Genomic DNA, 26,224 nt, shown 5'->3' with positions numbered 1-26,224 from the left:
TAGATGGTGGCTATATGCAATGGTGCCACTATTTTGAGTCTATTGCGATGGCTTTGTTTATGTCCTTTTGCCACTGTCTGGCCATCTCTGAATAGTGTGATATTGATCACAGTTTGTTGGCGGGGCAAGTTTTTTTCTGCGCAAGGCCTAAATATTCTTCGTTTAGATCGTCAGCCGACGATTACTAACATGGCTTGAGTGTGGCAATTCATAAGCCCTATTCTTTCAAAGTCAAAAGATCGCAGCCTGCGGCAGCTCCTACAGGGGAATGCATTTCAAATGTAGGAGCTGCCGCAGGCTGCGATCTTTTGATCTTCAAATAAACCAATTGTTTAACTTCTGATACTCAATCCCTGAGTGTTATAAGCCGGTCGCTCGCCAAGAGCGCTCTGACGGAGGATTAATGGATTTCTGGACTCTTTTTCAGGTGTTGATATTAGGTGCAGTAGAAGGCCTGACCGAGTTCCTGCCCATCTCAAGTACCGGTCACCAGATCATCGTCGCCGACTTGCTCGACTTTGGCGGTGAACGCGCCATGGCCTTCAACATCATTATTCAACTGGGTGCCATCCTTGCCGTCGTCTGGGAGTTTCGACCAAAGATCATCGACATCGTCAAAGGCCTGCCCACCGAGCGTAATGCGCAACGCTTCACCCTGAACTTGCTGATCGCCTTTCTGCCCGCCGTGGTGTTGGGCGTGTTATTCGCGGACGCCATCCACGAATACCTGTTTAACCCGATCACCGTCGCCGTGGCCTTGGTGGTCGGCGGCATCATCATGCTGTGGGCCGAACAGCGCAATCATGTGATCAGCGTCGAACACGTCGACGACATGCGCTGGTCCCACGCACTGAAGGTCGGTTTCGTACAATGCCTGGCGATGATTCCCGGTACCTCGCGCTCCGGTTCGACCATCATCGGCGGCCTGCTCTTCGGCCTGTCGCGCAAAGCCGCCACTGAGTTCTCGTTCTTCCTCGCCATGCCGACCATGGTCGGCGCCGCCGTGTATTCCGGCTACAAATACCGTGACCTGTTCCAGCACAGCGACCTGCCGGTCTTCGCCCTCGGCTTCGTCACCGCATTCATCTTCGCCATGATCGCCGTGCGCGGGTTGCTGAAGTTTATTGCCAACCACAGCTACGCCGCGTTCGCCTGGTATCGGATCGCGTTCGGCTTGCTGATTCTGGCAACGTGGGCGTTCGGTTGGGTCAACTGGACGGCAGCAGCGGCAAGCTGATTACTGACTGCTGATCAACGCGGCGACGGCGAGGTCGTTTAACTCGCTGTCGGGCGACTCCTGGCGAAAACGCTGTAACGCTGACGTGAAGTACGCGGCCTGCAGCATGCCGTCACTGGCAAGGAAATACCGCGCGGCTTCGATTTCTTCTACCGAATACACACGTTTTTTCAGCCCGGACATGTCCGACAAACCATCGACCGTGATCATCGTCGTCGTGAAAGTCAGAAAACCGGCCATCTGGGTAGATTCAAAAGGGCCGTCTTCCCCATCACCGCACCCTTTCAAGAAATCGCAACTGGCGCAGGCGCTGGCAGGGACGGTGACGAGCAAAGCGAGGAGGGTGAATCGCTTGAAGAAAACACAGCTGAACGCGGGCATACCCAAAAGACATCCTGTCAGCAAAACAAAACTACGGGCAACGCTCATGCATTGCCCGCCTATTCAAACCTTCAATCAACGGCCTTCCAGCAACTCCGCAGCCTGATCCAGCAACGCCAACGGATCCTTGGCCTTGTGAATATCTACCGACAACAACTGACGGAATTTACGTGCCCCCGGGAAACCCGTGCCCAGGCCCAGCACATGGCGGGTGATGTGATGCATCGATCCACCCGCCAGCAAATGCTCGGCAATATAAGGTCGCAGCTGCGCCAACGCCTCAGCACGGCTGATCACCGGCGCCGAACTGCCAAACAACTGCTGATCCACCTCCGCCAGCAAATACGGATTGTGATAAGCCTCACGCCCCAGCATCACACCGTCGAACGTCTGCAAATGCTCATGGCAAGCCTCCATCGTCTTGATCCCGCCGTTCAGCACAATCTCCAACTCTGGAAAATCCGCCTTCAGCTGCGCAGCAATGTCATAGCGCAACGGCGGAATGTCGCGATTCTCCTTCGGCGATAAGCCCTCAAGAATCGCAATCCGCGCATGCACAGTGAAACTGGTGCACCCGGCATCGCGGACGGTGCCGACGAAATCACACAGCTCCGCGTAACTGTCCCGACCGTTGATACCGATCCGATGCTTCACCGTGACCGGAATCGTCACCGCATCGCGCATCGCCTTTACACAATCCGCCACCAGTTGCGGGTGACCCATGAGGCAGGCGCCAATCATGTTGTTCTGCACACGATCGCTTGGGCAGCCGACGTTTAGGTTCACCTCGTCGTAGCCGTGCTCCTGCGCCATACGGGCGCAGGCTGCCAGATCCAACGGAACGCTACCGCCCAACTGCAGCGCGAGAGGGTGCTCGGCTTCGTTGTGACGGAGGAAACGTTCGTGATCGCCGTTGAGCAGCGCGCCGGTGGTGACCATTTCGGTGTAGAGCAGGGCGTTCTTCGATAGGAGGCGTAGGAAGTATCTGCAATGCCTATCAGTCCAATCCATCATCGGGGCGACGGAGAAACGGCGGGACAGCGGGGCAGGTTGTAGAGGCATTGGGGGAATCTGAATCAGAGGGGCGAAGGCGGGGGAGTTTATCAGGAATGGTGCAGAGCAGAGTCTCATGCGTCGTGAATACGTATTTCCGATTGCAATGAATCTGGCGTTGATCGCCTGGGTATTCCATAGAAGATCACGCCAGTCATATTGCTGTCAGCGGCATCAGTCAGACTTTTATGGCGTGATTTTGTAGCAGGCGGGCAGTGAATTCGAGTTTGTCATTACGCTCGCTTGCTCGCTCAGGAAAAGTAGTGAGCCCATTTTCATCGACCCGCTCCTGGCCGAAAGCATCATCAATAGCTTGAGCCATGGCACTACGACCAGTCGTCGTATGCGGATCGATTGGACTCTCCTGTAGGCGAAGCCGGTTTTCACTGACAGCCAGCTGCAGCGCATCCAGCTCGCTGGCAAGGGTCGCAATTCTGCTATCCATCCGTTGGGCCAGTTCATAGAGGCGGCTCTCTATGCCGATCGCCATCGCTTGGCTGTCAAGATATTGCCCCTTGCTTTGGTCAAATCTGCTCATGGCACGTGCAGCCAATTCCAATGCATAGGCCTTGGTGGCCATCGCATTGACGCTGCCTTCCCAGCCCACCTCGGTGCCAACACCCAGGGTCACACCGAGGGTCGTATGCAGTTTGACGCCTGCCGAGCCGATAGCTGCTGTTGCACCTGCTGTGGCACCAACGCCCAGATTGGCGGCAGCGCGAACCTTGGCCGATAGGCTGTATGCATTGGCGTATTGGCTCTTGAACAGGTTGAGCTGAGCGCTCCCTTCTGCTTTCAGGCCGGCGAAAGCCGAGGCGTTAGCTGTCACGCTGGCCATCGGTCCCGCTGGGGTCATCATCAGTGCGGCTCCTGCCTCCAGTCTGGCGTTGACGCCAACCTCGGCAGCGCCTGCGAGTTTGGCATTAAGCAGGTTGCCGACAGTCCAACTGCCCTCGACTGACAGTCCAAGCTTGCTGACCAGCTCGGCGCTGGCACCGATGCGCAGCAGGCTCACATCGTGAGGGCCAGGCTTATATCGCTCACCCTCAGTGTCGTTGAGGATCCGGGGGCGGAGTTGAACGCTAGTGACCCTTCGACTTTACCGATCATCGCCTCGGCCTTGGCTCCGGCCATGTTCTCCTGAACCAGGGTCGCTTTTGTGGAAAGCTCGCCAATAGGGGTCTGGCTGCGAGCTTCCCATTTACCGATCTCGATTTTGGCAAATGCTTCAGCCAACACGCTGGCGTTGATTAGCCCTATATCGCTGAACTCCTTCTGACTGACAGGCTGTCCGGGATTGATCTCGTGACTGGCGACATCAAGAGGGCGCTTGAGCTCAGCTCGCACACCGAGCTCATAGCTCATCTTTTGCTTGTTTTCTCCTTGCCAGAGTAATTTTTTCTCTTCAGCCAAGGCCTGATAGGGAGCGTCCAGTCCATCCACCAGCGCTGTCAGTAATTCGGTCCTTAGTAGCCCAATCTCACCCTGCTGCTTCACCTTCTGGGCCAGACTCAGAGCTAGCACTTCCTTGAGGTGGCCCATCTCCAGGAGGTGGCTGTGGGCTATCAGAATGTCACGACCGTTCTCTTCGGCTGTGGCTTGTGGCTGCAGCGCCCCAAGAGTTGGTAATTGCAGGCGCAGTGCGCCACAGAATGCCTTCCACTCATGACTACCGGCGACTTCCTCTTGGGTGGGAGCGCGCTCTAAACGGCAGGCTGTCATTGTTTCACTTACTCCGAACATCAGGTCGAGTCCACTCTGCAGTTCTCGTTTGAACAGATCATGAGCCCCCTGTTGCCGTAAGTGAGTAAGTTCCCCTATCCATTGACGAATATGATGATTGCTCTCAATGGGTTGATTAACTCGCCCCTGCTCATTACAGACCCATGCCAGTTGAAAGGATGGGGCCTGCCCTCCTTGGCTGAACGCTTGACGTCGAGAGGCGATGTCATTCACCAGTCGTTGAAGTACCGGATCCTGCTGACGGGATCGGTTCCTTCCTGACTCGAGCCAAAACTGCAACGCGTTATCGATTTTCGCCAATGCGGCCAGCGAAGGTGTTTTCTGGGCCTGATAATTACGTACCGCCTGAATGACAGCCTTTAGTTCTTTACTCTGGCTGTGAGTGATGTTGCGACGGATCCCTCGTTCGAACTCACGATTTCCGGTATCAAGAAGGCGCAGTCTGTTGTTACCCAGAGTGATGACCGTCGGCTGTTGCAGCCTGGATTGAGACGGGGGAGTTGGCTGATGTCGGGATTGTGGGGTGCTGTCTTCATGTAATTACCCAGCGGCCAATGGGGCGAAAGACCTTTAACTTACGCCATTACCCAGAAGCAATTTGTCAGAGATAGCCTCGCTTTTTTAGGATTCAGACCAACCCGAATGAGAGGTGAGCGAGTCCCTCCTGTTTAACGGCCGGCCGTGCATTAGCGCCCCTGTGCTACAAAAATACGACGACAACTAATAAGCAACAGCCTGGCGGCCAAATAGAGTGATGTTCTCCTTTGAACAAGGCTTGGCTATGTATCACTCGCTCGTCACCGCACTCTTTACTCACCTCGGACTACCCACTCCTGAAGCCGGACAAACCATAACTACGTTTACTGTCAACGATGAGCTGGTATTGACGTTGGCGGAAGATGACGACCATTTGGCCATTTATCTGCTGCTACCGGGCCATGTGATGCCTGATTCTCCGTTGCTGACAACGTTCTGCAGCGACACTGTGTTTCTGTTGGATCGGACACCTCAGGGTGAGACGCTGCTTTGGAGCCGGGAGTGGCTAGATCATTTGACGGTCGACAGTTTGTTGCTGTTCTTGGAGCGTGCTATTGAACTGGCTACTGAACTACTCGCCCATAAGCACGACAGTCAACAACCGCTGGAACAGAGTTCGGGAATACGGGGGTAGCGGGCGGGGGCAATCCAGTGGGGAAATGATAAAGATCTGATTTGCTGTTTTTAGCTCCCTCGACGAAAGCGTATGGTTAAGTTTTTCGATTGCAAACATCAACACAGGCTTTGAAGATTTCTACAGTTCGAGACGCTAAGAGTGCCCAGAAAATGAATGCGACCGCTGCATGTCGGTGCCTGATGGCGAAGCACTCGAATTTTTCGTGAATTTAAACAGCGAAGACTGCGCTTGTTTAAGTGAGTTGAGGTGGTGTCGTCCAAGACCTACAACACCTTGCGCCACGCCCTACACCTAAGACAGAATCCGCCGGCTTGTGCCTCTAGCTCGCGGGTTCTATTGTTCCTGGGTCACTGAAAAACAGTGATCGGGTTTGGTAGCCCGTCTCCGTCAGAAGCACAAGACTACTGTCTTGCGACGACGTTTCTCGTCTTCGTTTTGATGGTGGCCATGCGCAGGGCTTCTTCGGAAGCGCCGGTTCCAATGCCCGGTCTACCAACCTTCGTATGGCCGCCACCCATCGTTTGGTAGCGAGAGGGTGAAAGCTCCACAAATAGCATTGGAGTTTCACTTATGTTCAAACCAACACCCAACCCACCAGAAACCGATCCCGGATCCCCCTACGATTCCCTCAACCCCAAAAAACTCCACGAAGCCGCCGAGCGTGCGCTCGATCACTATCTCCTTCCCGCCAGCCAGAACATTGCCGACACCGACGAGCCTGAACGCATGTACTTCGCTAATCCGAAGTACGACTCGGAATCCCTGTTGGCCAATGCCAGCGAAACCCTGGGTTCTGCCTCGGAGATGCTCAACAATTTTGCCGCGACGCTGGACAACACGCGCCGGAAAACCGCGCTAGGCATTGCGCAGGTGGTGATGTTGGCCGAGTTGGCGGTGAATCGGGCGTTGGATAACGTCGAAATCAAGCCGTAAATCGTAGCTCTCTGTGGCGGTGGGTTGCCGTTGCCATGGAGGGCATCAACTCGAACGTTTAAGGTGCGCCGAAAGCTCTTTCCACGCATCCCCATAGTTAAACCGCAACCAAGCGGTGTGCAGTCGGTGAAGCTGCCGCCGCATCCAGCTGTTTTCCTTCGCCAGCAGCATGTCCTCGATGTCCTGATTCAACTCATCGGCTTTGAATCCTGTCCAGATCGGCGGCAGTGGGCCGGCGAGGTTCCAGGCGCAGACGACGGCGACTTCGGAATAGAGGATGTCTTTGATCTGTTCCGGATCGTAGCCTTCGACTTGTCTGGCGATGTAGGGGTAATCCACGGCGGTGTCGACGAAGATCCACGACAGGGCGTCGCGGATTTCGTATAGCTCGGCGGGGCTCAGTTCTCGTCGCAAATTCGGCCGCTCCCTGCGCTAGGCGTTATTCAGTCGTTCGATCACAGGGGCCAGTGCCGGACGCTTGTCCTGCCATTCAGCCTTGGTAATTCCCAGCTGAACCACGTCTATCCGAACGCCATCCTAGACCACGTTTTGCCGCCGAACACCCTCGACCTCAAACCCGAATTTCTGGTGCATCTTTACCAGGAATTGCATGGGATGTCCTTGTCTGGCGGTCAGGCGATTCTGAACCGGCGCTGTCGATCAGGAAAGTTTCATGTTGGGGTGGGCGGCGCAGGCCTATGATGTTGGCACAAGATCGTCGCTTTTAATCCCGAGGGGAATCGTGCCATGCGCCTGAATATCGTCAAAGTGCTGTTGGTTGCTGCTGCGGTGTCAGTGTTGAGTGCCTGTTCAGGGGCGGGCGGGTTGACGACCACCAGTTGTTTTTCGGCGGATTGTCAGTCGTTGGATGGGCGTAGTAATGCGACGACGCTGAAGTTCGGCGGGAACAGTATTGGCAGCAGTCTTAATCAGTACAGTTCCGGCATGTTGCATGACGATTGAAATGCTCGGATGAATTGTGGCGAGGGAGCTTGCTCCCGCTGGGTTGCGGAGCAGCCCCAAAGGATGGGCCTGCTGCGCAGTCCAGCGGGAGCAAGCTCCCTCGCCACGGTTTTAGTTGCTTCGCTGAAAGATGGGGCGCTTTGTGACCCATCGGGGATGAATCCCCTCACCACAGCTTTTGTGGTTTATCGCGTTACAGGTAGTGTTTGAAGAACCCCGCCATTTTCTCTACCGCCGGGCCGACAAATTGTTCTTTGTCGTACAGGTCGATGTGGCTTGCGCCTTCAATCAATACCAACTCTTTGGGCTCCATTGCCTTCTCGATGGCCAATTCACTGAAGTAACGAGTATCGGCCTCAGTGCCGGCAATCATCAGCAACGGGTGCGGTGAGATCAGGTCGATGCGGTCGTAGGACGAGTACGCGGCAATCCGGTCGATGCTGGTGAACACGTAGGTGTTCGGCGAGTGCGGGTGCTGTGCCCGTGGGGTGCGGTAGTACTCGCTGCCTTCGCGATACAGCGTCGGGGTGCCTTCGGCGATGTCGGCCGGGTTGTCTGGCACGATCGGGTCGAGGCGCACGGGTTCGCCACGGGCTTCGCGGGTGCGTTGCTGGCCGACTTCTTCGAGCAATTGTTTGAGCTGCTCAGGAGTGCCGGTGCCGCCAAGGCCTTCGCGGAACAGCAGGCCGATGTCGGCGGCGCTGACGGTGGCGACGGCGCGGATGCGTCGGTCAGTCTGGGCGGCGAAGGGCACGTAGCCACCGGCCGCGCAGATGCCGAGGGCGCCGATGCGTTGCGGGTTGACCGAAGCATGGTTGGACAGAAAGTCGACCGCGCCTTTGAAATCTTCAGCACGCACGAACGGATCTTCGAGGAAGCGCGGTTCGCCTTCGCTTTCGCCTTGGTAGCTGGCGTCGAAGGCGAGGGCAATCAGGCCTTTTTCGGCGAGTTTCTGTGCGTAGAGGCCGGCGGTCTGCTCTTTGACGCCGCCGAACGGGTGGCCGACGACGATGGCCGGGCGTTGTTCGCCGGGTTGCAGGTCGTTCGGGGTGTAGAGGTGGCCGGCGAGTTTGAGGCCGTTGCTGAGGAAGCTGATGTTGGTTTTCATTGGTGCACTCCACGGGTTGGTGCGGTGCCGCAGGTGGCGGCTGACGAGGCAAAGATTGAACCCGTGGGAGGGAGGCAAAAAGAGAGCGCGGTTCCTGGGAAAGTTTTTCCTATGATAAAGAGAGCCTTCCTTGATTCGCGCGCGAGCGCCATGATCGCCCCATGACTATAGAAAACAGCCCCAACGACCTCGGAGAATTCCTCCGCGCGCGTCGTTCCGAACTCGATCCGACGCAGGTCGGATTACCCGCTGATGTAGGGCGTGCACGCCGTGTCGCCGGTTTGCGCCGCGAAGAAGTGGCGATGCTCGCGGGCATCAGCGTCGATTACTACACGCGTCTGGAGCAGGGACGGTTGTCGCCGTCCAAGTCCGCGTTGGCCGCCGTCGCGCGCAGCCTGCGTCTGCAAGAGGATGATCTGGATTATCTGTATCGACTGGCGCGGCTGGGTCGCACCACGGTTGATCTGCATCGACGGCAAACCGTCGGCGCGCAAACTCAACGTCTGCTCGACAGCCTGCGGGACATTCCGGTGATAGTCATCGGTCGCTACATGGATGTGCTGGCGTGGAATCCCTTGGCGGCGGCGCTGTACGTCGACTTTTCCGAAATACCGATCGAACAGCGCAACCTCATTCGTCTGTCATTTCTCGACCCACGGTTTCGCAGTTTGTACGTCGATTGGGAAAACAACGGGCGCAACTGCGTGGCGTTTCTGCGGATGGACACGGCGCGCTTTCCGGACGATCCGCGACTGGCTTCGCTGATCGGCGAACTGTCCCTGCGTGACGAGGACTTCCGCCGCTGGTGGGCGACTCATCTGGTGGCCAGCCCAACCTGCGGCAGCAAAACTTTTCAGCATCCGCAGGTGGGGAAGCTCAGCCTTGATTGGCAGATGCTCTCCTGCACGGAAAGCCCCGATCAGTCGATCATCGTCATGACCGCCGCACCCGACAGCGAGGCCGATGCAGCGCTGAAAACCCTTACTGCGGCACTGCCAGCCACTCACCTATGACCTTCTGATAGTTGCCGGTGACCTTGCTCAGGTGCAGCCACTGATCGACATACAGTTTCCAGCTGATGTCATCGCGCGGCAGCAGGTAAGCCTTCTCGCCGTACTGCATGTACTGGTGCGGATTCACCGCGCACAACCCCGGTTTGAGTTTCTGCTGGTACAGCGCTTCCGAGGCGTCGGTAATCATCACGTCGGCCTGGTTATCGAGCAGTTGCTGGAAGATTGTCACGTTGTCGTGTAGAGCCAGTTGCGCGTTGGGCAGATAGGCGTGGACGAAGGCTTCGTTGGTGCCGCCGGCCGGTTCCACCAGGCGCACGTTGGGCTGGTTGATCTGTTCGATGGTCTGGTATTTGGCTTGCTCGGCGCAGCGCACCAGCGGGATCTTGCCGTCAGTGTCGAGGGTGTTGCTGAAGTACGCCTTTTTCTGCCGTTCCAGGGTTACCGATATGCCGCCCATGCCAATGTCGCACTTGCCAGCCTGCATGTCCGGCATCAGGGTTTTCCAGGTTGTCTGCACCCATTGCACCTTGACCCCGAGGCTGTCAGCCAGTGAGCGAGCCATGGCGATGTCGATGCCTTCAAAGTCGCCGTCGGCGCGCTTGAAGGTGTAAGGCTTGTAGTCGCCGGTGGTGCAGACGCGCAGTTGACCTTGTTGCTGGATGCTGTCGAGGTGTGAGGTCTGTTCTGCCGCCTGAGCACTAAAGTTCAGGGACAGGGCCAGCAGAGTACCGAGCAAGATTGTGGTTTTTGTCATGTCTGTCGGGCTTCAAAGGGATCGGAGCGAGAAGTTAACCACGTTCTCGGCGCTGATCACCTATCGGTGAAGGCGCTTACAAACCGAGACCTTCCTGCACCGCCTGCAGCAAGTTATTTTCGGTCAACGCGATGGCATCCAGTTGTTGCCCGGTTTCAACGGTCTGCAGCCACCAGTGGCTTTCTTGGTGTTCATCGACAGTTCGCAACAGGTAAGTGTTGCGGTCCGGCAGGGTGATTTGCACCCGTCCGGCGCCATCCTCGGTAAACCGTGCGATGGGATCAAATGTCAGGCTTTGGTTATTCGCCTCGATGACCAATTGGTCGATGGCGTAATCATGCGCTTCGCCATCCGGCGATGTTTCGCAAACGTGGGTCGGATTACGCCGGATTTTCAGGCCAACTTCGGTGACCGGTAGCAGCCACCCTTCGATGCGGTGGTAAAGGGCATACACTTGCGCCGGCCAGCAATCGATCTCCAGCGCCGCGTCCGCATGGGCAGGTTGGGTTTGCTTGAGCTTCGCGGCGAGTTCGTCTGCTTTACTCATTTCGGATCCCTGTATTTGATGTCTGCTTATTAATCGTAGACCTTTCAACGGCGTAGGGCCTTGCCTTGCGTCATGCACTTGCAACACAAGCATGTCCAAATCACCTCTGACCAAGACTGGTCAGGATCGAAAACCACGGACGCAGGCGTCCCAAGGAGCGGGTAGATGAAAAAGCTGTTTACAATTTTGGCAGTGATTGCGCTGACGGTCGGTAGCATCGGTTTGAGTTCGGCGCGGCAATCGCAGTCGAGCAAAGTGCAAGCGGAAGCGGTGGCGGGGGTATTCGATTACTACTTGCTGACGCTGTCGTGGTCGCCGACATTTTGTCTGACCCACAAGGACGATGTGCAGTGTTCCAGCAAGGGCTATGGCTTTGTCCTGCATGGCCTGTGGCCGCAATACGCCGGTGGTGGCTGGCCGGAATCCTGCCCGCCGCTGACTACGCTGTCGGCAGCGGAAACCGCAAAAGGCCTGACGTTGTTCCCGACCAAAAAACTGCTCGATCACGAATGGTCCAAGCACGGCACGTGCAGCGGCCTCGGCGCGATGGGCTATCTGGACGAAGCGGATAAAGCCGTCGCGGCGGTGAAAATCCCTGATGAACTGCAACCGTTCAGCACCTCGTACTACTTCGAGGCGCAGGAGATTGCAGACCTGTTCCGTAAGGCCAATCCGGGAATTCCGGCCAACGGCATTGCAGTGATATGCAGCGGCCCGGAACTGTCGGAAGTGCGCGTGTGCATGGGCAAGGATCTGCAGTTCGGCGCGTGCGGCAAAGGCGTGAAAACCCAGTGCCGGGCGGGCGACATCCGTGTGCCGCCTTCGCGCTGATTTGACTCAAAGTCGAAAAGACAAACACTGAACCTGTGGTGAGGGGATCAATCCCTTCACCACAGGGTTTATGGCCTCGCTGCACCCCGCTCAACACCCTTTCATGCCCAGACCAGCGCCCGTTCAGTCGGCGCTAAATCCGGAAAAACCGTACACACCGCTTGATACGGCAATCTCACCGAAACAGGCAAACGAAAATAAATCTCCCCGTAGCGGTCATCCAAATTCGCCGCGCGCCGATACAACTTGGCGGGCCGCTGGCGTTTGCCCGGCGCATCTCGGTGAACTACGCTCACAAAAACTAAGGGTTTCGGGCCTTTGCCCTTGTCGTACCTGCTCAGGACACGCTTTTGCCAATCCCCATTCACGATCCGCACCAGGCTCCCGGAGGCTCCCTTAAACGGCTGCCGCTGCGCAAAGCCGCGGCGTTGTTCATCGTCGCGGTGTGTCTGTGCCTGTTTGGTTTGCTGTACCTGCAACTGGAGCAGTCGCGGCGCCAGGATCTGGCGGTGGCGCAGGTGGCATCGAGCAACCTGACGCGGGCGATGGCGCAGCAGGCCGAAGACACGTTTCTGGCGGCGGATCTGGTGCTGACCAGTCTGGTCGACTGGGTCGAGGACGATGGTTACGGCGCCGCACAACGGCCGCGTTTGCAGAAAACCTTCGCCCGTCGAGTGCAGCAACTCGAGCAGTTGCACGGCATGTTCCTGTTCGACAACAAGGGCCAGTGGGTGATTACGTCCTACCCGGACTTGCCTCACGGCAACGGCGTGGCCGACCGCGAATACTTCAAGTTCCATCAGCAGAACGTCTCGACCGTGGCGCACATTGGCCCGGCGATCCGCAGCCGTGAGAACGGCGAGTGGATCATTCCGATCTCGAAACGTATCAACGACCGCGCCGGCAACTTCCAGGGCGTGTTGATGGCCGGGATCAAGATGTCGTATTTCGACCAGTTTTTTAAGAGCTTCAGCCTCGATGACGACGGCATCATGTTCCTCGGTTTGACCGACGGCACGCTGCTGGCGCGTCGCCCGTTCGAAGAAAACCTGATCGGTAGTTCGTTGGCCAATGGCAGGATTTATCGCAAGTTGCTGCCCGAAGCCACGGCCGGCACAGCGATGATCAGTTCGGTGGTCGATGGTGTTACGCGTTTGTATGGCTATCGGCAATTGGCCTCGTATCCGCTGGTGGTGTCCGCTGCCACCTCGCAAAACACCATTCTCAAGGGTTGGTACGCGCGCGCGTTTCAGTCCAGTGTGATCGTTGCGCTGCTGATCCTCGGTGTCGGTCTGTTCGGCTGGGTGTTCATTCATCAGGTGCGCAACGGCGAGCGAATCGAGAAGAACCTGCGCAAGGCACAGCTTGCGCTGGAGCAGATTGCGACACATGACAGCCTCACGGGCTTGGCCAATCGACGCTTGTTCGAGCGTTCGCTGGAAATTGAGTTTGCCCGGGGCGCGCGGCAGGTCAGCCCGGTCAGTCTGATCATGCTCGATATCGATTTTTTCAAACGCTACAACGATGCCTATGGGCATGTGGCCGGCGATCACTGCCTGACGCAGGTCGCGCAGGTCGTGAAGACGTGTTGCCAGCGCAAGGCTGATCTGGCGGTGCGTTACGGTGGCGAAGAGTTTGCAGTGCTGTTGCCGGACACCGACATCAACGGTGCTTTGGCGATTGCCGGGCAGATTCGTCGCAGTGTGATCGACAAACACATTGCACACAGTGGCTCGCCGACCGGTTATCTGACGGTGAGTCTGGGTTGTTATTCATTTATTCCGAGCGGCAATGACAGTCTGGAAGTGTTTATCCAGCGGGCCGATGCGGCGTTGTATCAAGCGAAAAATGCCGGGCGTAACCGCGCCGCGGTGTTGTCGATGGATGACAGCATCGCGGAATTGATGCGTTCTGACCGCTGATACACAAATCCCTTTACCTGAAGAGACCTGCTACCCCTGTGGCGAGGGAGCTTGCTCCCGCTGGGGCGCGAAGCGGCCCGCTCTTTGACTTCAAAAGCAGGGGCCTGCTACGCAGTCCAGCGGGAGCAAGCTCCTCGCCACAGAGTGAACATTCAGTACAGGGTGGGTACTCGATTCATTTACCACGGATGACTCTTGTTCGTTCAGCCACCCGTGCCACCGCCTGCACCGCCAGTGCCACCGCCGGCCGAACCGGTGCCGCCACCCGCCCCCGAACCTGAGCCGCTGGCGCCGCCATTGGTGCCAGTGCCGGAACCGGCGCCGTCGGAACTGTTACCACCCGATGGTGCACCGGGGGTGTTGTCCGGCGGCATGGTCGAGCCGCTGGTTGCGCCGGATTTGGTGCCGGTCGCATCAGCGCCGTCATTGGCGGCGAAGCTGGCGGCCGATGCCGTAGCCAGCAGGCCGGCGAGCAATATCGAGGTGAGTTTGCGCGTCATCATGGTACGTCTCCAGAAAGGGGATACACCTGATATTGGTCTGACGCGCAGAACCCTTGGTGCCGGTCGGCTGACGAGCGGTCGCGGGTGTTCGCGAGTGGCCTCCTGATCTTCGGCAATATTGGCTATTTGATGAACCCGAGGTGAGGACTAACGTAGTCACACATTCACTCGCCCCGGAAACCCACCATGAAAGCTCGTACCGATTTCTACACCGCTTCCCCTGACGCTCTGAAAGCCATGATCGCGCTGGAAACGGCGGTCTCCAAACTGCCGCTGGAAAAAACTCTGGTTGAGCTGGTCAAACTGCGCGCTTCGCAAATCAACGGCTGTGCGTTCTGCATCGACATGCACACCGCCGACGCAATCAAGGGCGGCGAGACGCCACGCCGCCTGTTCGCCGTGACGGCATGGCGCGAAGCACCGTTTTTCAGCGACCGTGAACGCGCCGCATTGCTGTGGACCGAGTCCCTGACCCAACTGAGCCTGACCCACGCCCCGGACGAAGACTACGAAGTTGTCGCCGCGCAGTTCAGCCCCAAGGAAATGGTCGACCTGACCGTCGCCATCAGCACCATCAACAGCTGGAACCGCCTGGCCGTCGGCTTCCGCAAAACCCCACAGGCCTGACCCACCCCTGTAGATAGCTGCCGGAGGCTGCGATCTGTTGATCTGGCTTGCTAAAACCCAAGATCAAAAGATCGCAGCCTCGTTGCACTCGACAGCGCCTACGAGAGTCACAAGCGTCAATGGGCGTCGGCACTCGGCCCTGGCGGTGGTTGCACCTTGCGCATCAAGGGCACCATCGCCGTGGCGATGACGAAGCACACCATGATCATCAGAAACGTATCGCCGTAAGTCTGGGTTTGCGCCTCGCGATAGGTCAGCAACCACAGCTGATGCAGACCGGCGGTGACGCCGACATCGCCGCTCTGGCCCAGCGCGGCGAGGTTGCCGCCGACCTGCTCCAGCCACTGATTCATCGCCTCATTGCTGCTGTTCAAATGCTCGGCCAACCGCGTGAAGTGCAGGTTGGTGCGGTCATTAAGAATGGTGGCGCACGCAGCAATGCCAATCGCCCCACCGAGGTTACGCATCAGGTTGAAAAGCCCCGATGCATGCTTGAGCCGCGCCGGTGCGAGCCCACCCAGGGTCAACGTCACCGCCGGCGGTACGGCCAGTTGCTGAGCAATCCCACGCAGCGCTTGCGGCAGCATTAATTGCCCCGCGCCCCAGTCGTGGGTGATCGGGCTGAACTCCCACATCGACACCGCGAACAAGCCCAGCCCGACCATCATGATCCAGCGCAAATCGATGCGATTGGCCAGAAAGGCGTACAGCGGAATCGCCATGATCTGGAACACCCCGGTGGAGAAAACCGCCAGACCAATGTCCAGCGCGCTGTAACCGCGCACCCGGCCGAGAAACAGCGGCGTCAGGTAAATCGTTGCGAACAGGCCGATGCCGGTGACAAACGAGAAAAAGCAGCCGAGGGCAAAATTGCGGTCCTTCAATGCGCGCAAATCCACAATCGGATTGGCCACGGACAATGTCCGGCCAATAAACGCCAGACCTGACAGGCCACTGATCCACGCAGTGGTGAGGATCGTGCTGTCGCTGAACCAGTTCCAGCGCGGGCCTTCTTCGAGGGTGTATTCGAGGCAGCCGAGAAACAGCGCGAGAAACACCATACTCAGATAGTCCGCGCCCTTGAGCAGCGACAGCTCCGGCTGGTCGATCTTCACCAACATCGGCACCGCCACGGCGACGAAAATCCCCGGTACCAGATTGATGTAGAACAGCCAGTGCCACGACGATACATCGGTGATCCAGCCGCCGATCACCGGGCCCATGGTCGGCGCCAGTGACGCGACCGCACCGATGGTCGCCGCCGCGATCACCCGTTGTTTGCCGGTAAAGAAAAAGAACGCCGTGGTGAATACCAGCGGAATCATCGAGCCGCCGAGAAAACCTTGCAGTGCGCGAAAAGCGATCATGCTCTGGATGTTCCAGGCAATGCCGCAGAGCAGGCTCGCAAGGGTAAAACCGACCGCCGAGGCGCAGAACAACCAACGCGTCGAAAACACTCGCGACAGCCAGCCCGACAGCGGAATCACGATGATTTCGGCGATCAGGTAACTGGTCTGTACCCACGCGGTTTCGTCGGTGCCGGCAGACAATCCACCGCCGATGTCGCGCAACGACGCGGAGACGATCTGAATGTCGAGCAGGGCGATGAACATGCCGATGCACATGGTCGCGAAGGCGAACACCTTGGTCGCGGTCGCCATGTCCGCCGCGTTGAACGGTTGCGCAGGGGCGGTGAGGGTGGCGCTCATGGCGCGACAGCCACGGCGCTGGTTTCAGGCTGAGCGCGGGTGTCGACTTCAGCGGTCACCGACAGCCCAGGGCGCAAGTGACCGAGCACGCCATCGGCCGGATCGAGGAGGATGCGTACCGGTACACGCTGAACGATTTTGGTGAAGTTGCCAGTGGCGTTTTCTGGCGGCAGCACGCTGAATTGCGAGCCGGTGGCCGGCGCCAGGCTGTCGAGACGACCGTGGAATTCCTGGCCGGACAGCACGTCGGCGCGGATGCTCACGCGTTGCCCGGGTTTCATCCGCGCCAGTTGGTCTTCCTTGAAGTTGGCATCGACCCACAAGCCGCTGGCCGGCACCACAGAGAGTTGCTGCGAACCCGCCTGCGCATAGGCGCCGACCCGTGCGCGGCGGTTGCCGATCACGCCGTCGACCGGGGCGCGCAGTTCGGTATAGCCGAGATTCAACTGCGCCAGGTCTCGCTCGGCGCGGGCTTGCTGGAGGGCGGCGCGGGCCTGTTGTTTCTGTGTATCGATCACCGCCAGTTGGCGTTGTGCGGCCAGCAGTTCGGCCTGGGCGCGGGCGCTCAGCGCTTGCGCGGTTTTAAACGTGGCGTCGGCACGTTGCGCGCTTTCGACTGACACGGCATTGGTCGTCACCAAGCGTTTGTAGCGAGCATTGTCATCGCGCGAGCGAGAGGTTTCGGCACCCGCCGCATCAATACCGGCACGGGCCTGACCGATCACGGCTTGCTGCAATTGTTCAGTGGCGTCAAGGTTGGCCAGCAGCGCTTCTTCGGCCGCGACCGCACCTTCAGCCTTGGCCAGATTGGCGCGATAGTCACGAGCGTCGAGGCGAATCAGCACATCTCCGGCCTTCACCGACTGGTTGTCGCTGACCAGCACTTCGTCGATGTAACCGGCGACTTTCGGTCCGATCACCGTGACGTCGCCGCCGATGTAGGCATCGTCGGTTTCTTCGAGAAAACGCCCGGTGCCCCACCAATGCACGGCGTACACAGCGGCGAACATCAGCGCGATCAAAACGGCGGCGGCAATCAGCAGGCGTTTAAGCAGGGGAGGTCGGGTCTTGGCCGCAACAGCGAGATCGGGTTCGAGGGTGGGCATGCTGGTCATGGCGTAATACCTGCGGAAGCGAGTCGTTATTACGGACGTAATATGACGCAGGTAATATTTGCTGGCAATTTATTTATGTTGCCGATCGTCAGGTGCCTACTTGAGCCAATGGCCGGGCGTGCTGCCGGTCATTGATTTGAAGAACGCGATGAACGCGCTGTCGCTGGCAAAGCCCAACTCAAACCCGCAGTAGCTGAGGCTGCGCCCGGTGGCGAGCAATTCCATGGCGCGCATCAGCCGCCACTGCTGGCGCCATTGCTGGTAGCTCATGCCGGTTTCGCGCTGGAAGATCCGGCCGATGGTGCGGGCGCTGGCGCCGATCTGCTGCTCCAGCACCTGCAGTTCCGGTGGCAATTGTTCGGGAGACATCAGCAACGGTGCGAGGCGTTTGTCCCGGGGCAGGGGCAAAAGCATGGGTTGTTGCGCCGCATCGCTCATCTCGCTCAAGCACAGACCCAGCAGGTGGACGAATTTGCCCTGCCGCCAATCACTGTCGAAGTCTGCCAGTGCCATGGGCTCCAGCACAGCGCGCAGGAGTGGGCTGACTTCGAACACGCAGACCTGTTGCGGCAGTTCGCAGCACAGCTCGGGCGACAAATAGATAGAGCGGTAATCGACACTTTGCTGCATCACCGCACGATGAACGACGCCCGGTGGAATCCACGCCGCACGCGAGGGCGGCAGCAGGCACAACTGTTGCGCAAGGGTGATGCGGGTGCAGCCTTGTCGGGTGTAGAGCAATTGCCCGCGTTGATGGCGGTGCAGCCCGGAGTCGTGATCGCCCAATGTGGAGGCGATGCCGATTACCGGTGCCGGATAAAGATCCGGGTCAAACGTCGCGTGGGCATTGAGCCAAGCCATGGATTGTCCGATTTAAGCGATAAGTTGGCGGGATCTGGATAATACGCCAGTCGACGCTTCATAAACTCCTCTGCAGTTTTAGCTTGGGGAGTAAACGAAAAATGAACAATCGAAACTTATTGCTACTGGCGATTGCGCTGTTGATGTTTCCGCAGATCGCCCAGACCTTGTACAGCCCGGCGCTTGGCGACATTGCGCAGGCGTTCGACGTCAGCCCGCAGGCAGCGGCGCAGACGTTGTCGGTGTATTTTCTGGCATTTGCCTTTGGTGTGGTGACCTGGGGTCGGGTGTGTGACCGGATTGGTCGGCGCCCATCGATGCTCGCCGGGCTGGCGATCTACGCGGTGGCCATCGTCATTGGCTTGAGTGCCAGCACTTTCCAGCAACTGTTGATGGCCCAAGCCTTGGCGGCGTTCGGCGCCGCCGTCGGTTCGGTGGTGACGCAAACCCTGTTGCGCGACCGCTTCCAGGGCGCGGAACTGGCGCAGGTGTTTTCGCTGGTGGGCATGGCGCTGGCCGCCAGCCCCGCGATTGGCCTGTTTAGTGGTGCGGGGCTGGTACAGGGCTTTGGTTATCGCGGTGTGCTCGGCGCGTTGTTGCTGATCGCTGTGCTGCTGTGGCTTTGGAGCTGGCGCGCTCTGCCGGAAACCCGTGTGTTACCGGTGGCTTCGGTAGGCCTGTTGGAAACTCTTGTGCGCATGTTGCGCGATGTCGGGATCTGGCGTTCGGCACTGTGGGTCGCCTCATTCAACATTGCGTTGTTCAGCTATTACAGCCTTGGTCCGTTTTTGTTCAAGCGAATCGGCTTGAGTGAAGCGGCGTTCGGATACAGCGGCGTGATCCTCGCGTTGGGCTCAGGGTTTGGAGCATGGCTCAACAAGCAATTGTTGAAAGCAGGGTTCAGCGCTTTGCAGTTGATTCGTCTCGCGGCGTTCAGCGGTTTGCTGGGTGGCCTCGGTGTCTGGTGGCTGCAGGACGGCGGTGTGTTCGTGCTGCCGATGTTGCTGGTGGTACTGGCGTTCGGCATGGCGATTCCAAATATTCTCGGCACCGCACTGGTCAATTACCCGGATTGTCTGGGCACTGCCGGCGCGTTGCTGGGGCTGTTTTATTACTTGCTGATCGGCGCGGGATTGATGCTCGCCGGTGGGTCTCGGGCCCTCGGGGAAACCCTGATAGCGTGTAGCGCCGTGGCCTTGTTGCGGGCAATAAAGCCTGTGAAAGCAATTGTTTAAGAAATGTAAGCGCTGTAGGAAGCGTCTTGCATTTGTGTAGGAGGGCTCCGACTATCACGATTATTGATGACATGGCATTACGCCATTTGATGATCGCAAGGAAGTTGCGTGCCGTATCCGTTTCGCGTTGTTTTTCGTCGTAGTTTCACGCGTTGCCCGCTGTTGGCGGCCTTTGTGTTGAGTGTGTGTGCCTCCTCGATTGAAGCTGCCGAACCTTCTGCGCCGGGTCAGGAAGTGCTGCGCCAGCAACAACAACAGCAGCGCGATCTGCAACAGCTGCAACTGGAGCAGCGCCGCCGGCAACTGGAGCGCGGCGCGTTCGGTGCGGCGCCCGTCACTCCGGCCACCCCGGCCACCGTTGCCGCCGATGAGCGTTGCTGGCCATTGAGCGGTACGCGCATCGGCGGCGTCACCTTGATCGACAGCGACAAACTCAACGCGCGAATCAAACCGCTGCTGGCGCCGTGCATGGGCGTCGGCCAGATCAATCATCTGCTGGCGACCATCACCGCGATCTACGTCGAGCAGGGCTACATTGCCAGCCGGCCATACCTGGTCAGCGCCCCGGCGGCGGGGCAGTCGCTGGATATTCGGGTGGACGAAGGCTACATCGAGTCCATCGAACTGGCCGATCAGAGCCTGCCAGTGTCCCTTGGCGGGGCGTTCCCCAACATGCTCGGTGAACCGCTGAACCTGCGCGATCTGGAGCAGGGCCTCGATCAGTTGAACCGCTTGCGCTCGGTCGATCTCACCGCCGACATCGCTCCCGGCAGCCAACCCGGCGCCTCGCGAATCATCCTGCGCAGTCGTGGTGCTACGCCGTCGCGCTGGGCCCTGAACGCGGGTTTCGATAACCTCGGCAGCGCCAGCACCGGCCGTGATCGCGACACCGTCAGCCTGAGCCTCGACAGCCCGTTGCAACTCAATGACCTGCTGAGCGTCAGCGCCAGTGACACGCTCAATCAGGGCGATCGCTACAGCCGCAACGCCAGCCTGTATTACGCGATCCCCTACGGTTACTGGACCTATAGCGTATTCGCCAGCCATGCCGAATACCGCGCACCATTCAAGTTGCCGAGCATTACCTTTCACAGCACCGGCATCACCGACCAGCTCAGCCTGCGCGCCGACCGCGTGTTGTGGCGCGACCAGAGCCGCCAGCTCAGCGCCAACCTGCAACTGGCACACAAGGACGTCGACAGCTATCTGGAAAATGTCCGGCTGGGCATTCAGAGCCCGACCCTGACCGTGGCCGAGGCCGGGCTCAATCTGTTCTGGCTCGACCGCGCGGTGTGGAACCTGGACATCAATTACGCTCAAGGCCTGCGTTGGTTCGGTGCCGACGATGATTCGCAACAGTCGATCAACAACTTGCCCAAGGCACAGTTCCGCAAGTACCGCGCCGGCCTCAGTCAGTGGCGCAACGGCCAGTTCGGTGCGCAGACCTGGCAGTGGCAGAGCCAACTCAATCTGCAATACAGCCCCGACCCGTTGCCGGCCATCGAACAATTGCTTGGCACCGACGATTCGGCGGTACGCGGCTATCGGGTCAGCAGCGCCTCGGGCGCCAGCGGAGCGATCTGGCGCAACACCTTGCGCTTGCCGCTGCGCAGTGATTGGCCGGTACAGATCACCCCGCGTGTGGGCCTCGACCATGGCTGGATCAAGGCTGATCACGGCGCTCAGGGTCAACGCCTGAGTGGTGCCAGTCTCGGCCTCAATCTGGGCTGGAAGAACCTGCAAGTCGACGTCGATTACCAGCGCGCCCTCAACATCCCCAACGGTTTGCAGCATGAGCCTGAAACCTGGCTGATGCGTGTCGGGGTGCAGATATGAGCGCTACCTGAACCTTTAACGCAGTGAACAAACAGCCGTCGGATCTGAGCGCGTCAGCCACGGCCAAGACTAAAACGCGCGACGTGATGCCGTACTCACATGGAGACGTTTTTATGCCAGCACACACCTTTGCATTTCATCTTTCCCCACGGGGCAAATTGCGCTGGGCGATTGCCAGCCTGTTCTTCGCCGTGCACCTGCCGAGCGCGATGGCCGGCGGTGTCATCGTCGCACCGGGCCCCGGTGGCACCGCGCAATTGCAAACCCAGGGCGGTGTGCCCATCGTCAACATCGTCGCGCCCAACGGTTCGGGCCTGTCGCACAACCAGTTTCTCGATTACAACGTCGACCGTCAGGGCCTGGTGCTGAACAACGCCTTGCAGGCCGGGCAATCGCAGCTTGCCGGGCAACTGGCGGCCAACCCGCAGTTGCAGGGTCAAGCCGCGAGCGTGATCCTCAACGAAGTGATCAGCCGCAACCCTTCGGCCATCAACGGCGCGCAGGAAATCTTCGGTCGCGCCGCCGATTACGTGCTGGCCAACCCCAACGGTATTTCGGTGAATGGCGGCAGTTTCATCAACACGCCGAACGCCAACCTGGTGGTCGGTCGTCCGGAATTGATCGACGGCAAACTGCAAGGTCTGAGCACCCGCGATGCCAGCGGCCAGTTGCAGATTCAGAGCGGCGGCCTGCGCAATGCGGAGGGCTCGATCAACCTGATCGCCCCGCGTATCGACAGCCAGGGCGCGATCAGCGCTCGTGATCAATTGAACCTCACCGTCGGCCGCAATCAGCTCGACTACGCCAGCGGTCAGGTGAAAAACGTGGACCCGGCCGGCAATACTGCCGATCAACGCATCGACGCCAGTCTGTTCGGCGCAATGCAGGCCGGGCGCATCAACATTGTCAGTACCGCCGAAGGCGCTGGTGTGCGCGTCGGTGCAGTGCAGGTCGCCGGGCGTGACGGCGTGCAGATTCGTTCTGCCGGTGACCTCAGTGTCAGCGGTGAGGCCGTGGCCAACAGTCTCGACGTCACCCGCGCGGGCATCCGCAGCAGCCAGGGCGATGTCGGCCTGCACAGCGGCAAGGATCTGACCCTGGCCGCCACCGATGTCAGCGGTCGCGACGTTACGGTCGACGCCAAACGCAATCTGACCTTGTCCACGGTCGAGAGCCGCAAGCTTCAGGAAAAGCGCGAGAACTGGAACAACAGCACCATCGGCATCACTTGGGAAACCTACGATCGCACCCAGACTGACAGCGAATCGCGCCAGCACGGCAGTCAGATCGCCGCCAGCCGCGATGTGAAATTGTCTTCCGGCAAAGACACTGAACTGCAAGCCGCCAAGGTCGAAGCCGCGAAGCATCTCAGCGTGCAAAGCGGCGGTGATCTGCGCCTGACCGCCGCCACTGAAAGCCATACCCAGACCGATCAGGGCAACCACCGTAAACACCTGTGGAAAGCTGACTGGAACAGCAGCAGCGAAGAACAGCGCAGCGTCACCAGCCAGTTGAAGGCCGGCAACATCGCTCTGCAAACCGCTGGACTGCTGCGCTCCGAAGGCGCCGAGTTGAGCAGCTCGGGCGACGTCCAACTGGCCGGCAAACAGGTGGAAATCACCACGGCGACGCGGACCAACCGCAGCAGCGACAACCGCTACTCCGGTGACCTGGTCGGCGGTGGTTTCTTCGGCAAGACCGGCGATGCCGACAAGGGCCGGACCCAGCATCAGGGCAGCAAAATCAACGCTGCCGGCAAACTGATCGTCAAGGCTGACGACGTGCGCATCAGTGGCAGCCAGGTGCGCGGCGGCACTGAGGCAAGCGTGATCAGCGACAAGGGTTCGCTGGTGATCGACGGCGTGCAGGACACGACCCACAGCAACACTCACGACAAGGACAGCAAGTTCTTCGGCATCACCAAGGACGAGTCACGCCAGAACAGCAAGGACAGCACCACGGTGCGCAGCGAGCTGGTGTCGGACAGCAACCTCAAGCTCAAGAGCGCCAGGGACATTGAAGTCGCCGGCGCCACGGTCAAGGCTGGCGGTGCGCTGACGGCCGATGCGGCGGGTGATGTGAACGTGCATTCGGCGCAGAACACTCACGACAGCAGCTCCACCAATGAAACGCGTGGCTTCGATGCCTACGCCAAAGAGCAAACGCCAGAGCAATATCGCGCCGGTGTTCACTACGAAGACAAACAGCAAACCGTCACCAGCAACGACGTCACCCAGCAAGGCTCCAGCCTCAGCGGCGCCAGCGTTCAGGTGAAGGCGGGCGGCGACGTGACCCTCAAAGGCGCGCAAGTGGAATCCACCGCGGGCGACACGACGTTGAGCGGCAAGAACGTTGCGCTGCTGGCCGAAGAGGACAGCCATAAAACCTCCACCGACAAGAGCAGCACCGGCGGCGGTTTCTATTACACCGGCGGCCTCGACCGCGCTGGCAGTGGCGTCGATTTCGCCCACAGCACCTCGCAGGACACCACCAGCAAAACCACCGCGCAAACCACCCGTATGCAGAGCAGCGGCGGCCTCAACCTCAATGCCGACAAACTCGTCACTGAGGGCGCGCAACTGAAGTCCGGCAACGGTCTGAATGTGCTCGCCAACGAAGTCGACAACCGAGCGGCCAGCAACACCGACAGCAGCACTCACACCGAGAGCAACTGGTCGGCGGACATCGGCGCCAACGTCGAATACAAGGACATCGCCCGGCCAATCGCCGGTGCGGTTAAAGATGTATTGAACGGCAAGGTGCCGGACAAGGAGGCGCTGAGCAATCTCGGTCAGCCGAACGTCGGTATCGACGTGGCGATCGGGCATGGCAGCGCCAGTAAATCCGAGCAAGCCAGCAACGCCGTGGTCAGCCGTTATGACGGCGCAACTGTCGATGTGAAAACCACTGGCACGCTGCACGACCAAGGCACCCAGTACAGTGCTGGCGCCGGCAAGGTCAACATCAGCGCCGACAAACTGATCGCCGATGCCGCGAGCAACACCCACAGCAGTTCCGATAACGCGGTAGACGCCAAGGTCGATGTGCGCGTCTACACCAAAACCGGTGAAGACGTGAACGTCGCCGGCAGCGGCGCGGGTGGCAGCAGCACGTCCGCGAAGGACAGCTCCACTGCCGTAGTCGGCGGTTATGCCGGCAGCCAGGGCGTGAACATCAAAGCGGCTGGTGATGCGCAGTTCGAAGGCAGCCGTTTCGATGGCGGGCAGGGCGGTGTGAGCATCAAGACTGGCGGTGATCTGGCGCTGAATCAGGCCAACGACCGTCAGAACAGCAACGAAAGCAGCCTGCGCGGCAATGGCTCGCTGACGGTCGGCACTTTGCCGGGCAACGACGGCACCAACGTCGATCTCGGCGCAGGGTTCCAACTCGATCACACCGGCAAACAAACCACTGACACGCAAGCTCGCGTGGCGAGCATCAGCGGCAACGGCCCACTGCAACTGAGCAGTGGCGGCGATCAGGTCCAGCAAGGCACCAGGGTTAACGCGGGCGTCATTGACCTGCACGCCGACGGCAAACTCGATCTGCAAGCGGCCACCGACACCCACACCGCGACCGGCAGTAATCTCGGCGGCGGCTTGAAGGGCGGCGGCAGCAAGACCAGCAGCGAGAAGAGCCGTGATCAGGGCGGTAATCTGAGCGGGAACTTCAACATCGGTCGGGTTAACGAGCACTCGCAAACCCTGAGCGGTGGCCAGCTCAACGCTCAGAGCGGTATTGCGTTGAGCGGCGAATCGGTGCATCTGCAAGGCACCCAGGTCAGCGCGCCTGACGTCAGAATCGATGCGCAGAAGGGCGGTTATGTGCAGGAGTCGGCGCAGTCCACCGACAACCGTAATAACTGGAATGTCGCGCTGAACGCGGGTGGCAACCTGAGCAGCAAAACCCCAACCGCGACCGATGAAAAAGCCAGCAGCGATCACGGCTTCAATGCCGGGGCTAAAGTGGGCGTGGATTACCTGCAAGGCACCACGCAGCAGAACAGCCAGATCAAGGCTGACAGCGTAGTGTTGAACAGTGCTGGTGATGCGCAGTTGGCCGGCGCGCGGATCGATGCGCAATCGGTCAGTGGCAAGGTTGCGGGTGACCTCACCGTCGACAGCCGTCAGGACTCGCAGACGCACGCCAAGGTCGATGTCGATCTGGGCCTGACGGCGAAAAAGAATCCACCCAGCGACAAGGAAAAACTCGCCGGCACCGACTACAAACCGACGCTCAAGGCACTGGGTGAATACGCGCACAAGGACAGCGTTGCGCAGGCGTCCGGGATCAGCGGCAGCCAAGGCGTGAACCTGGCTGTTGGCGGTGCTACGCAACTGACCGGCGCACGGATTTCGGCGACTGAAGGCAAGGTTGATCTGGGCGGTTCCAAGGTCAGCAACAGCGACCTGAGCAACCGTGATTATGGCGTCAAAGCCGGGCTGGATCTGCCACACAAAACCGAGGAAAACGCACCGAAGGTTTCCCTGGAAAACGGCAACCTGAAAGTCGGCCCGGTCACCCTGAGCGGGCATCTGGACACCCAGACCCTGCAAGCCGGGATCGACGAGAAAGGCTGATCCCCAGCACAAAACCTGTGGGAGCGAGCCTGCTCGCGAAGGCGTCCATTTTGTCAGCGAAATACCTGACTGATGCGACGCTTTTGCGAGCAGGCTTGC

Annotated in this window: 23 protein-coding genes and 1 pseudogene; 11 read left to right on the top strand and 13 right to left on the bottom strand. The window is 59.2% G+C overall.

Annotated features, from left to right (window positions below; all coding sequences use genetic code 11):
* Positions 1–403: 403 nt before the first annotated feature.
* A complete protein-coding gene (locus tag JFT91_RS16845; RefSeq protein WP_201204893.1) occupies positions 404–1,237 on the top strand; it encodes an undecaprenyl-diphosphate phosphatase in 834 nt (277 codons plus the stop codon).
* Here the strand turns inward: JFT91_RS16845 and JFT91_RS16840 are convergent, their stop codons facing one another.
* From JFT91_RS16840 to JFT91_RS16825, 4 genes are all read right to left on the bottom strand, one after another.
* Positions 1,238–1,666, bottom strand: a complete 429-nt coding sequence (locus tag JFT91_RS16840) for a DUF2388 domain-containing protein (RefSeq protein ID WP_242489284.1) — start codon at positions 1,664–1,666, stop codon at positions 1,238–1,240. It abuts the gene before it with no gap.
* A gap of 27 nt (positions 1,667–1,693) precedes the next feature.
* A complete protein-coding gene (gene dusA, locus JFT91_RS16835) occupies positions 1,694–2,680 on the bottom strand; it encodes a tRNA dihydrouridine(20/20a) synthase DusA (protein ID WP_201233162.1) in 987 nt (328 codons plus the stop codon).
* Positions 2,681–2,849: 169 nt separating this feature from the next.
* Positions 2,850–3,686 (bottom strand): hypothetical protein, encoded by an 837-nt coding sequence (locus JFT91_RS16830; RefSeq protein WP_201233161.1) that lies wholly within the window; start codon positions 3,684–3,686, stop codon positions 2,850–2,852.
* Positions 3,683–4,627, bottom strand: a complete 945-nt coding sequence (locus JFT91_RS16825) for a hypothetical protein (protein ID WP_201233160.1) — start codon at positions 4,625–4,627, stop codon at positions 3,683–3,685. Before JFT91_RS16825 ends, JFT91_RS16830 begins: the two co-directional genes overlap by 4 nt.
* Positions 4,628–5,195: 568 nt before the next feature.
* Between JFT91_RS16825 and JFT91_RS16820 the strand changes: the two genes are divergently transcribed.
* Complete coding sequence (locus tag JFT91_RS16820; protein ID WP_201233159.1) at positions 5,196–5,585, top strand: type III secretion system chaperone family protein; 390 nt, start codon at positions 5,196–5,198, stop codon at positions 5,583–5,585.
* Between the two features lie 573 nt (positions 5,586–6,158).
* Entirely contained in the window at positions 6,159–6,521 is a 363-nt protein-coding gene (locus JFT91_RS16815; RefSeq protein WP_201233158.1) for a DUF6124 family protein, read from the top strand.
* Between the two features lie 45 nt (positions 6,522–6,566).
* On the opposite strand, the gene JFT91_RS16810 is transcribed toward JFT91_RS16815, so the two are convergent.
* Together JFT91_RS16810 and JFT91_RS29650 are read right to left on the bottom strand one after the other, a co-directional pair.
* Entirely contained in the window at positions 6,567–6,935 is a 369-nt protein-coding gene (locus JFT91_RS16810) for a DUF7079 family protein (protein WP_201233156.1), read from the bottom strand.
* 18 nt (positions 6,936–6,953) lie between these two features.
* Positions 6,954–7,124: pseudogene (locus tag JFT91_RS29650) on the bottom strand (UDP-4-amino-4,6-dideoxy-N-acetyl-beta-L-altrosamine N-acetyltransferase); the annotation flags it as partial.
* Positions 7,125–7,268: 144 nt separating this feature from the next.
* On the opposite strand from JFT91_RS29650, the gene JFT91_RS16805 reads away from it, so the two are divergent.
* On the top strand, positions 7,269–7,484 hold the full coding sequence (locus JFT91_RS16805; protein WP_201233154.1) for a hypothetical protein: 216 nt from the start codon (positions 7,269–7,271) through the stop codon (positions 7,482–7,484).
* Positions 7,485–7,677: 193 nt separating this feature from the next.
* Here JFT91_RS16805 and JFT91_RS16800 read toward each other — a convergent pair whose 3' ends face one another.
* Complete coding sequence (locus JFT91_RS16800) at positions 7,678–8,592, bottom strand: alpha/beta hydrolase (RefSeq protein ID WP_201233152.1); 915 nt, start codon at positions 8,590–8,592, stop codon at positions 7,678–7,680.
* 161 nt (positions 8,593–8,753) lie between these two features.
* Between JFT91_RS16800 and JFT91_RS16795 the strand changes: the two genes are divergently transcribed.
* Complete coding sequence (locus tag JFT91_RS16795; RefSeq protein WP_201233151.1) at positions 8,754–9,605, top strand: helix-turn-helix domain-containing protein; 852 nt, start codon at positions 8,754–8,756, stop codon at positions 9,603–9,605.
* Here JFT91_RS16795 and JFT91_RS16790 read toward each other — a convergent pair.
* Both JFT91_RS16790 and JFT91_RS16785 read right to left on the bottom strand, forming a co-directional pair.
* Positions 9,574–10,359, bottom strand: a complete 786-nt coding sequence (locus tag JFT91_RS16790) for a transporter substrate-binding domain-containing protein (RefSeq protein WP_201233149.1) — start codon at positions 10,357–10,359, stop codon at positions 9,574–9,576. The two genes, JFT91_RS16795 and JFT91_RS16790, sit on opposite strands and share 32 nt — an antisense overlap.
* 76 nt (positions 10,360–10,435) lie before the next feature.
* Positions 10,436–10,906, bottom strand: coding sequence for a hypothetical protein (locus tag JFT91_RS16785; RefSeq protein WP_201204872.1), 471 nt, complete (start codon positions 10,904–10,906; stop codon positions 10,436–10,438).
* A gap of 165 nt (positions 10,907–11,071) precedes the next feature.
* On the opposite strand from JFT91_RS16785, the gene JFT91_RS16780 reads away from it, so the two are divergent.
* A complete protein-coding gene (locus JFT91_RS16780) occupies positions 11,072–11,737 on the top strand; it encodes a ribonuclease T2 (RefSeq protein ID WP_201204870.1) in 666 nt (221 codons plus the stop codon).
* Positions 11,738–12,087: 350 nt separating this feature from the next.
* A complete protein-coding gene (locus JFT91_RS16775) occupies positions 12,088–13,659 on the top strand; it encodes a sensor domain-containing diguanylate cyclase (protein WP_201233147.1) in 1,572 nt (523 codons plus the stop codon).
* Positions 13,660–13,862: 203 nt separating this feature from the next.
* On the opposite strand, the gene JFT91_RS16770 is transcribed toward JFT91_RS16775, so the two are convergent.
* The gene (locus JFT91_RS16770; RefSeq protein ID WP_201204866.1) at positions 13,863–14,162 is read right to left on the bottom strand and encodes a hypothetical protein; all 300 of its coding nucleotides are present in this window, start codon (positions 14,160–14,162) and stop codon (positions 13,863–13,865) included.
* 186 nt (positions 14,163–14,348) lie between these two features.
* Here JFT91_RS16770 and JFT91_RS16765 point away from each other — a divergent pair, with 186 nt between their 5' ends.
* Entirely contained in the window at positions 14,349–14,789 is a 441-nt protein-coding gene (locus tag JFT91_RS16765; protein WP_129391721.1) for a carboxymuconolactone decarboxylase family protein, read from the top strand.
* 116 nt (positions 14,790–14,905) lie between these two features.
* Here JFT91_RS16765 and JFT91_RS16760 read toward each other — a convergent pair whose 3' ends face one another.
* From JFT91_RS16760 to JFT91_RS16750, 3 genes are all read right to left on the bottom strand, one after another.
* Positions 14,906–16,498: a DHA2 family efflux MFS transporter permease subunit gene (locus tag JFT91_RS16760; protein ID WP_201233145.1), complete on the bottom strand. Its 1,593-nt coding sequence runs from the start codon at positions 16,496–16,498 to the stop codon at positions 14,906–14,908.
* The gene (locus JFT91_RS16755) at positions 16,495–17,613 is read right to left on the bottom strand and encodes an HlyD family secretion protein (protein WP_201233144.1); all 1,119 of its coding nucleotides are present in this window, start codon (positions 17,611–17,613) and stop codon (positions 16,495–16,497) included. Before JFT91_RS16755 ends, JFT91_RS16760 begins: the two co-directional genes overlap by 4 nt.
* A gap of 96 nt (positions 17,614–17,709) precedes the next feature.
* A complete protein-coding gene (locus JFT91_RS16750; protein WP_201233143.1) occupies positions 17,710–18,474 on the bottom strand; it encodes an AraC family transcriptional regulator in 765 nt (254 codons plus the stop codon).
* 101 nt (positions 18,475–18,575) lie between these two features.
* Between JFT91_RS16750 and JFT91_RS16745 the strand changes: the two genes are divergently transcribed.
* The 3 genes from JFT91_RS16745 (at position 18,576) to JFT91_RS16735 (ending at position 26,125) form a co-directional block, all read left to right on the top strand.
* Positions 18,576–19,709, top strand: coding sequence for an MFS transporter (locus JFT91_RS16745; RefSeq protein WP_201233142.1), 1,134 nt, complete (start codon positions 18,576–18,578; stop codon positions 19,707–19,709).
* A gap of 108 nt (positions 19,710–19,817) precedes the next feature.
* The gene (locus JFT91_RS16740) at positions 19,818–21,545 is read left to right on the top strand and encodes a ShlB/FhaC/HecB family hemolysin secretion/activation protein (RefSeq protein WP_201233141.1); all 1,728 of its coding nucleotides are present in this window, start codon (positions 19,818–19,820) and stop codon (positions 21,543–21,545) included.
* Between the two features lie 113 nt (positions 21,546–21,658).
* Positions 21,659–26,125, top strand: coding sequence for a hemagglutinin repeat-containing protein (locus JFT91_RS16735; protein ID WP_201233140.1), 4,467 nt, complete (start codon positions 21,659–21,661; stop codon positions 26,123–26,125).
* The last annotated feature ends 99 nt before the right edge of the window (positions 26,126–26,224 follow it).

Origin of the sequence: Pseudomonas sp. TH08, from assembly GCF_016651275.1 — a bacterium.
Taxonomy (GTDB): Bacteria; Pseudomonadota; Gammaproteobacteria; order Pseudomonadales; family Pseudomonadaceae; genus Aquipseudomonas.
This window is presented reverse-complemented; position numbering and strand designations above follow the sequence as displayed.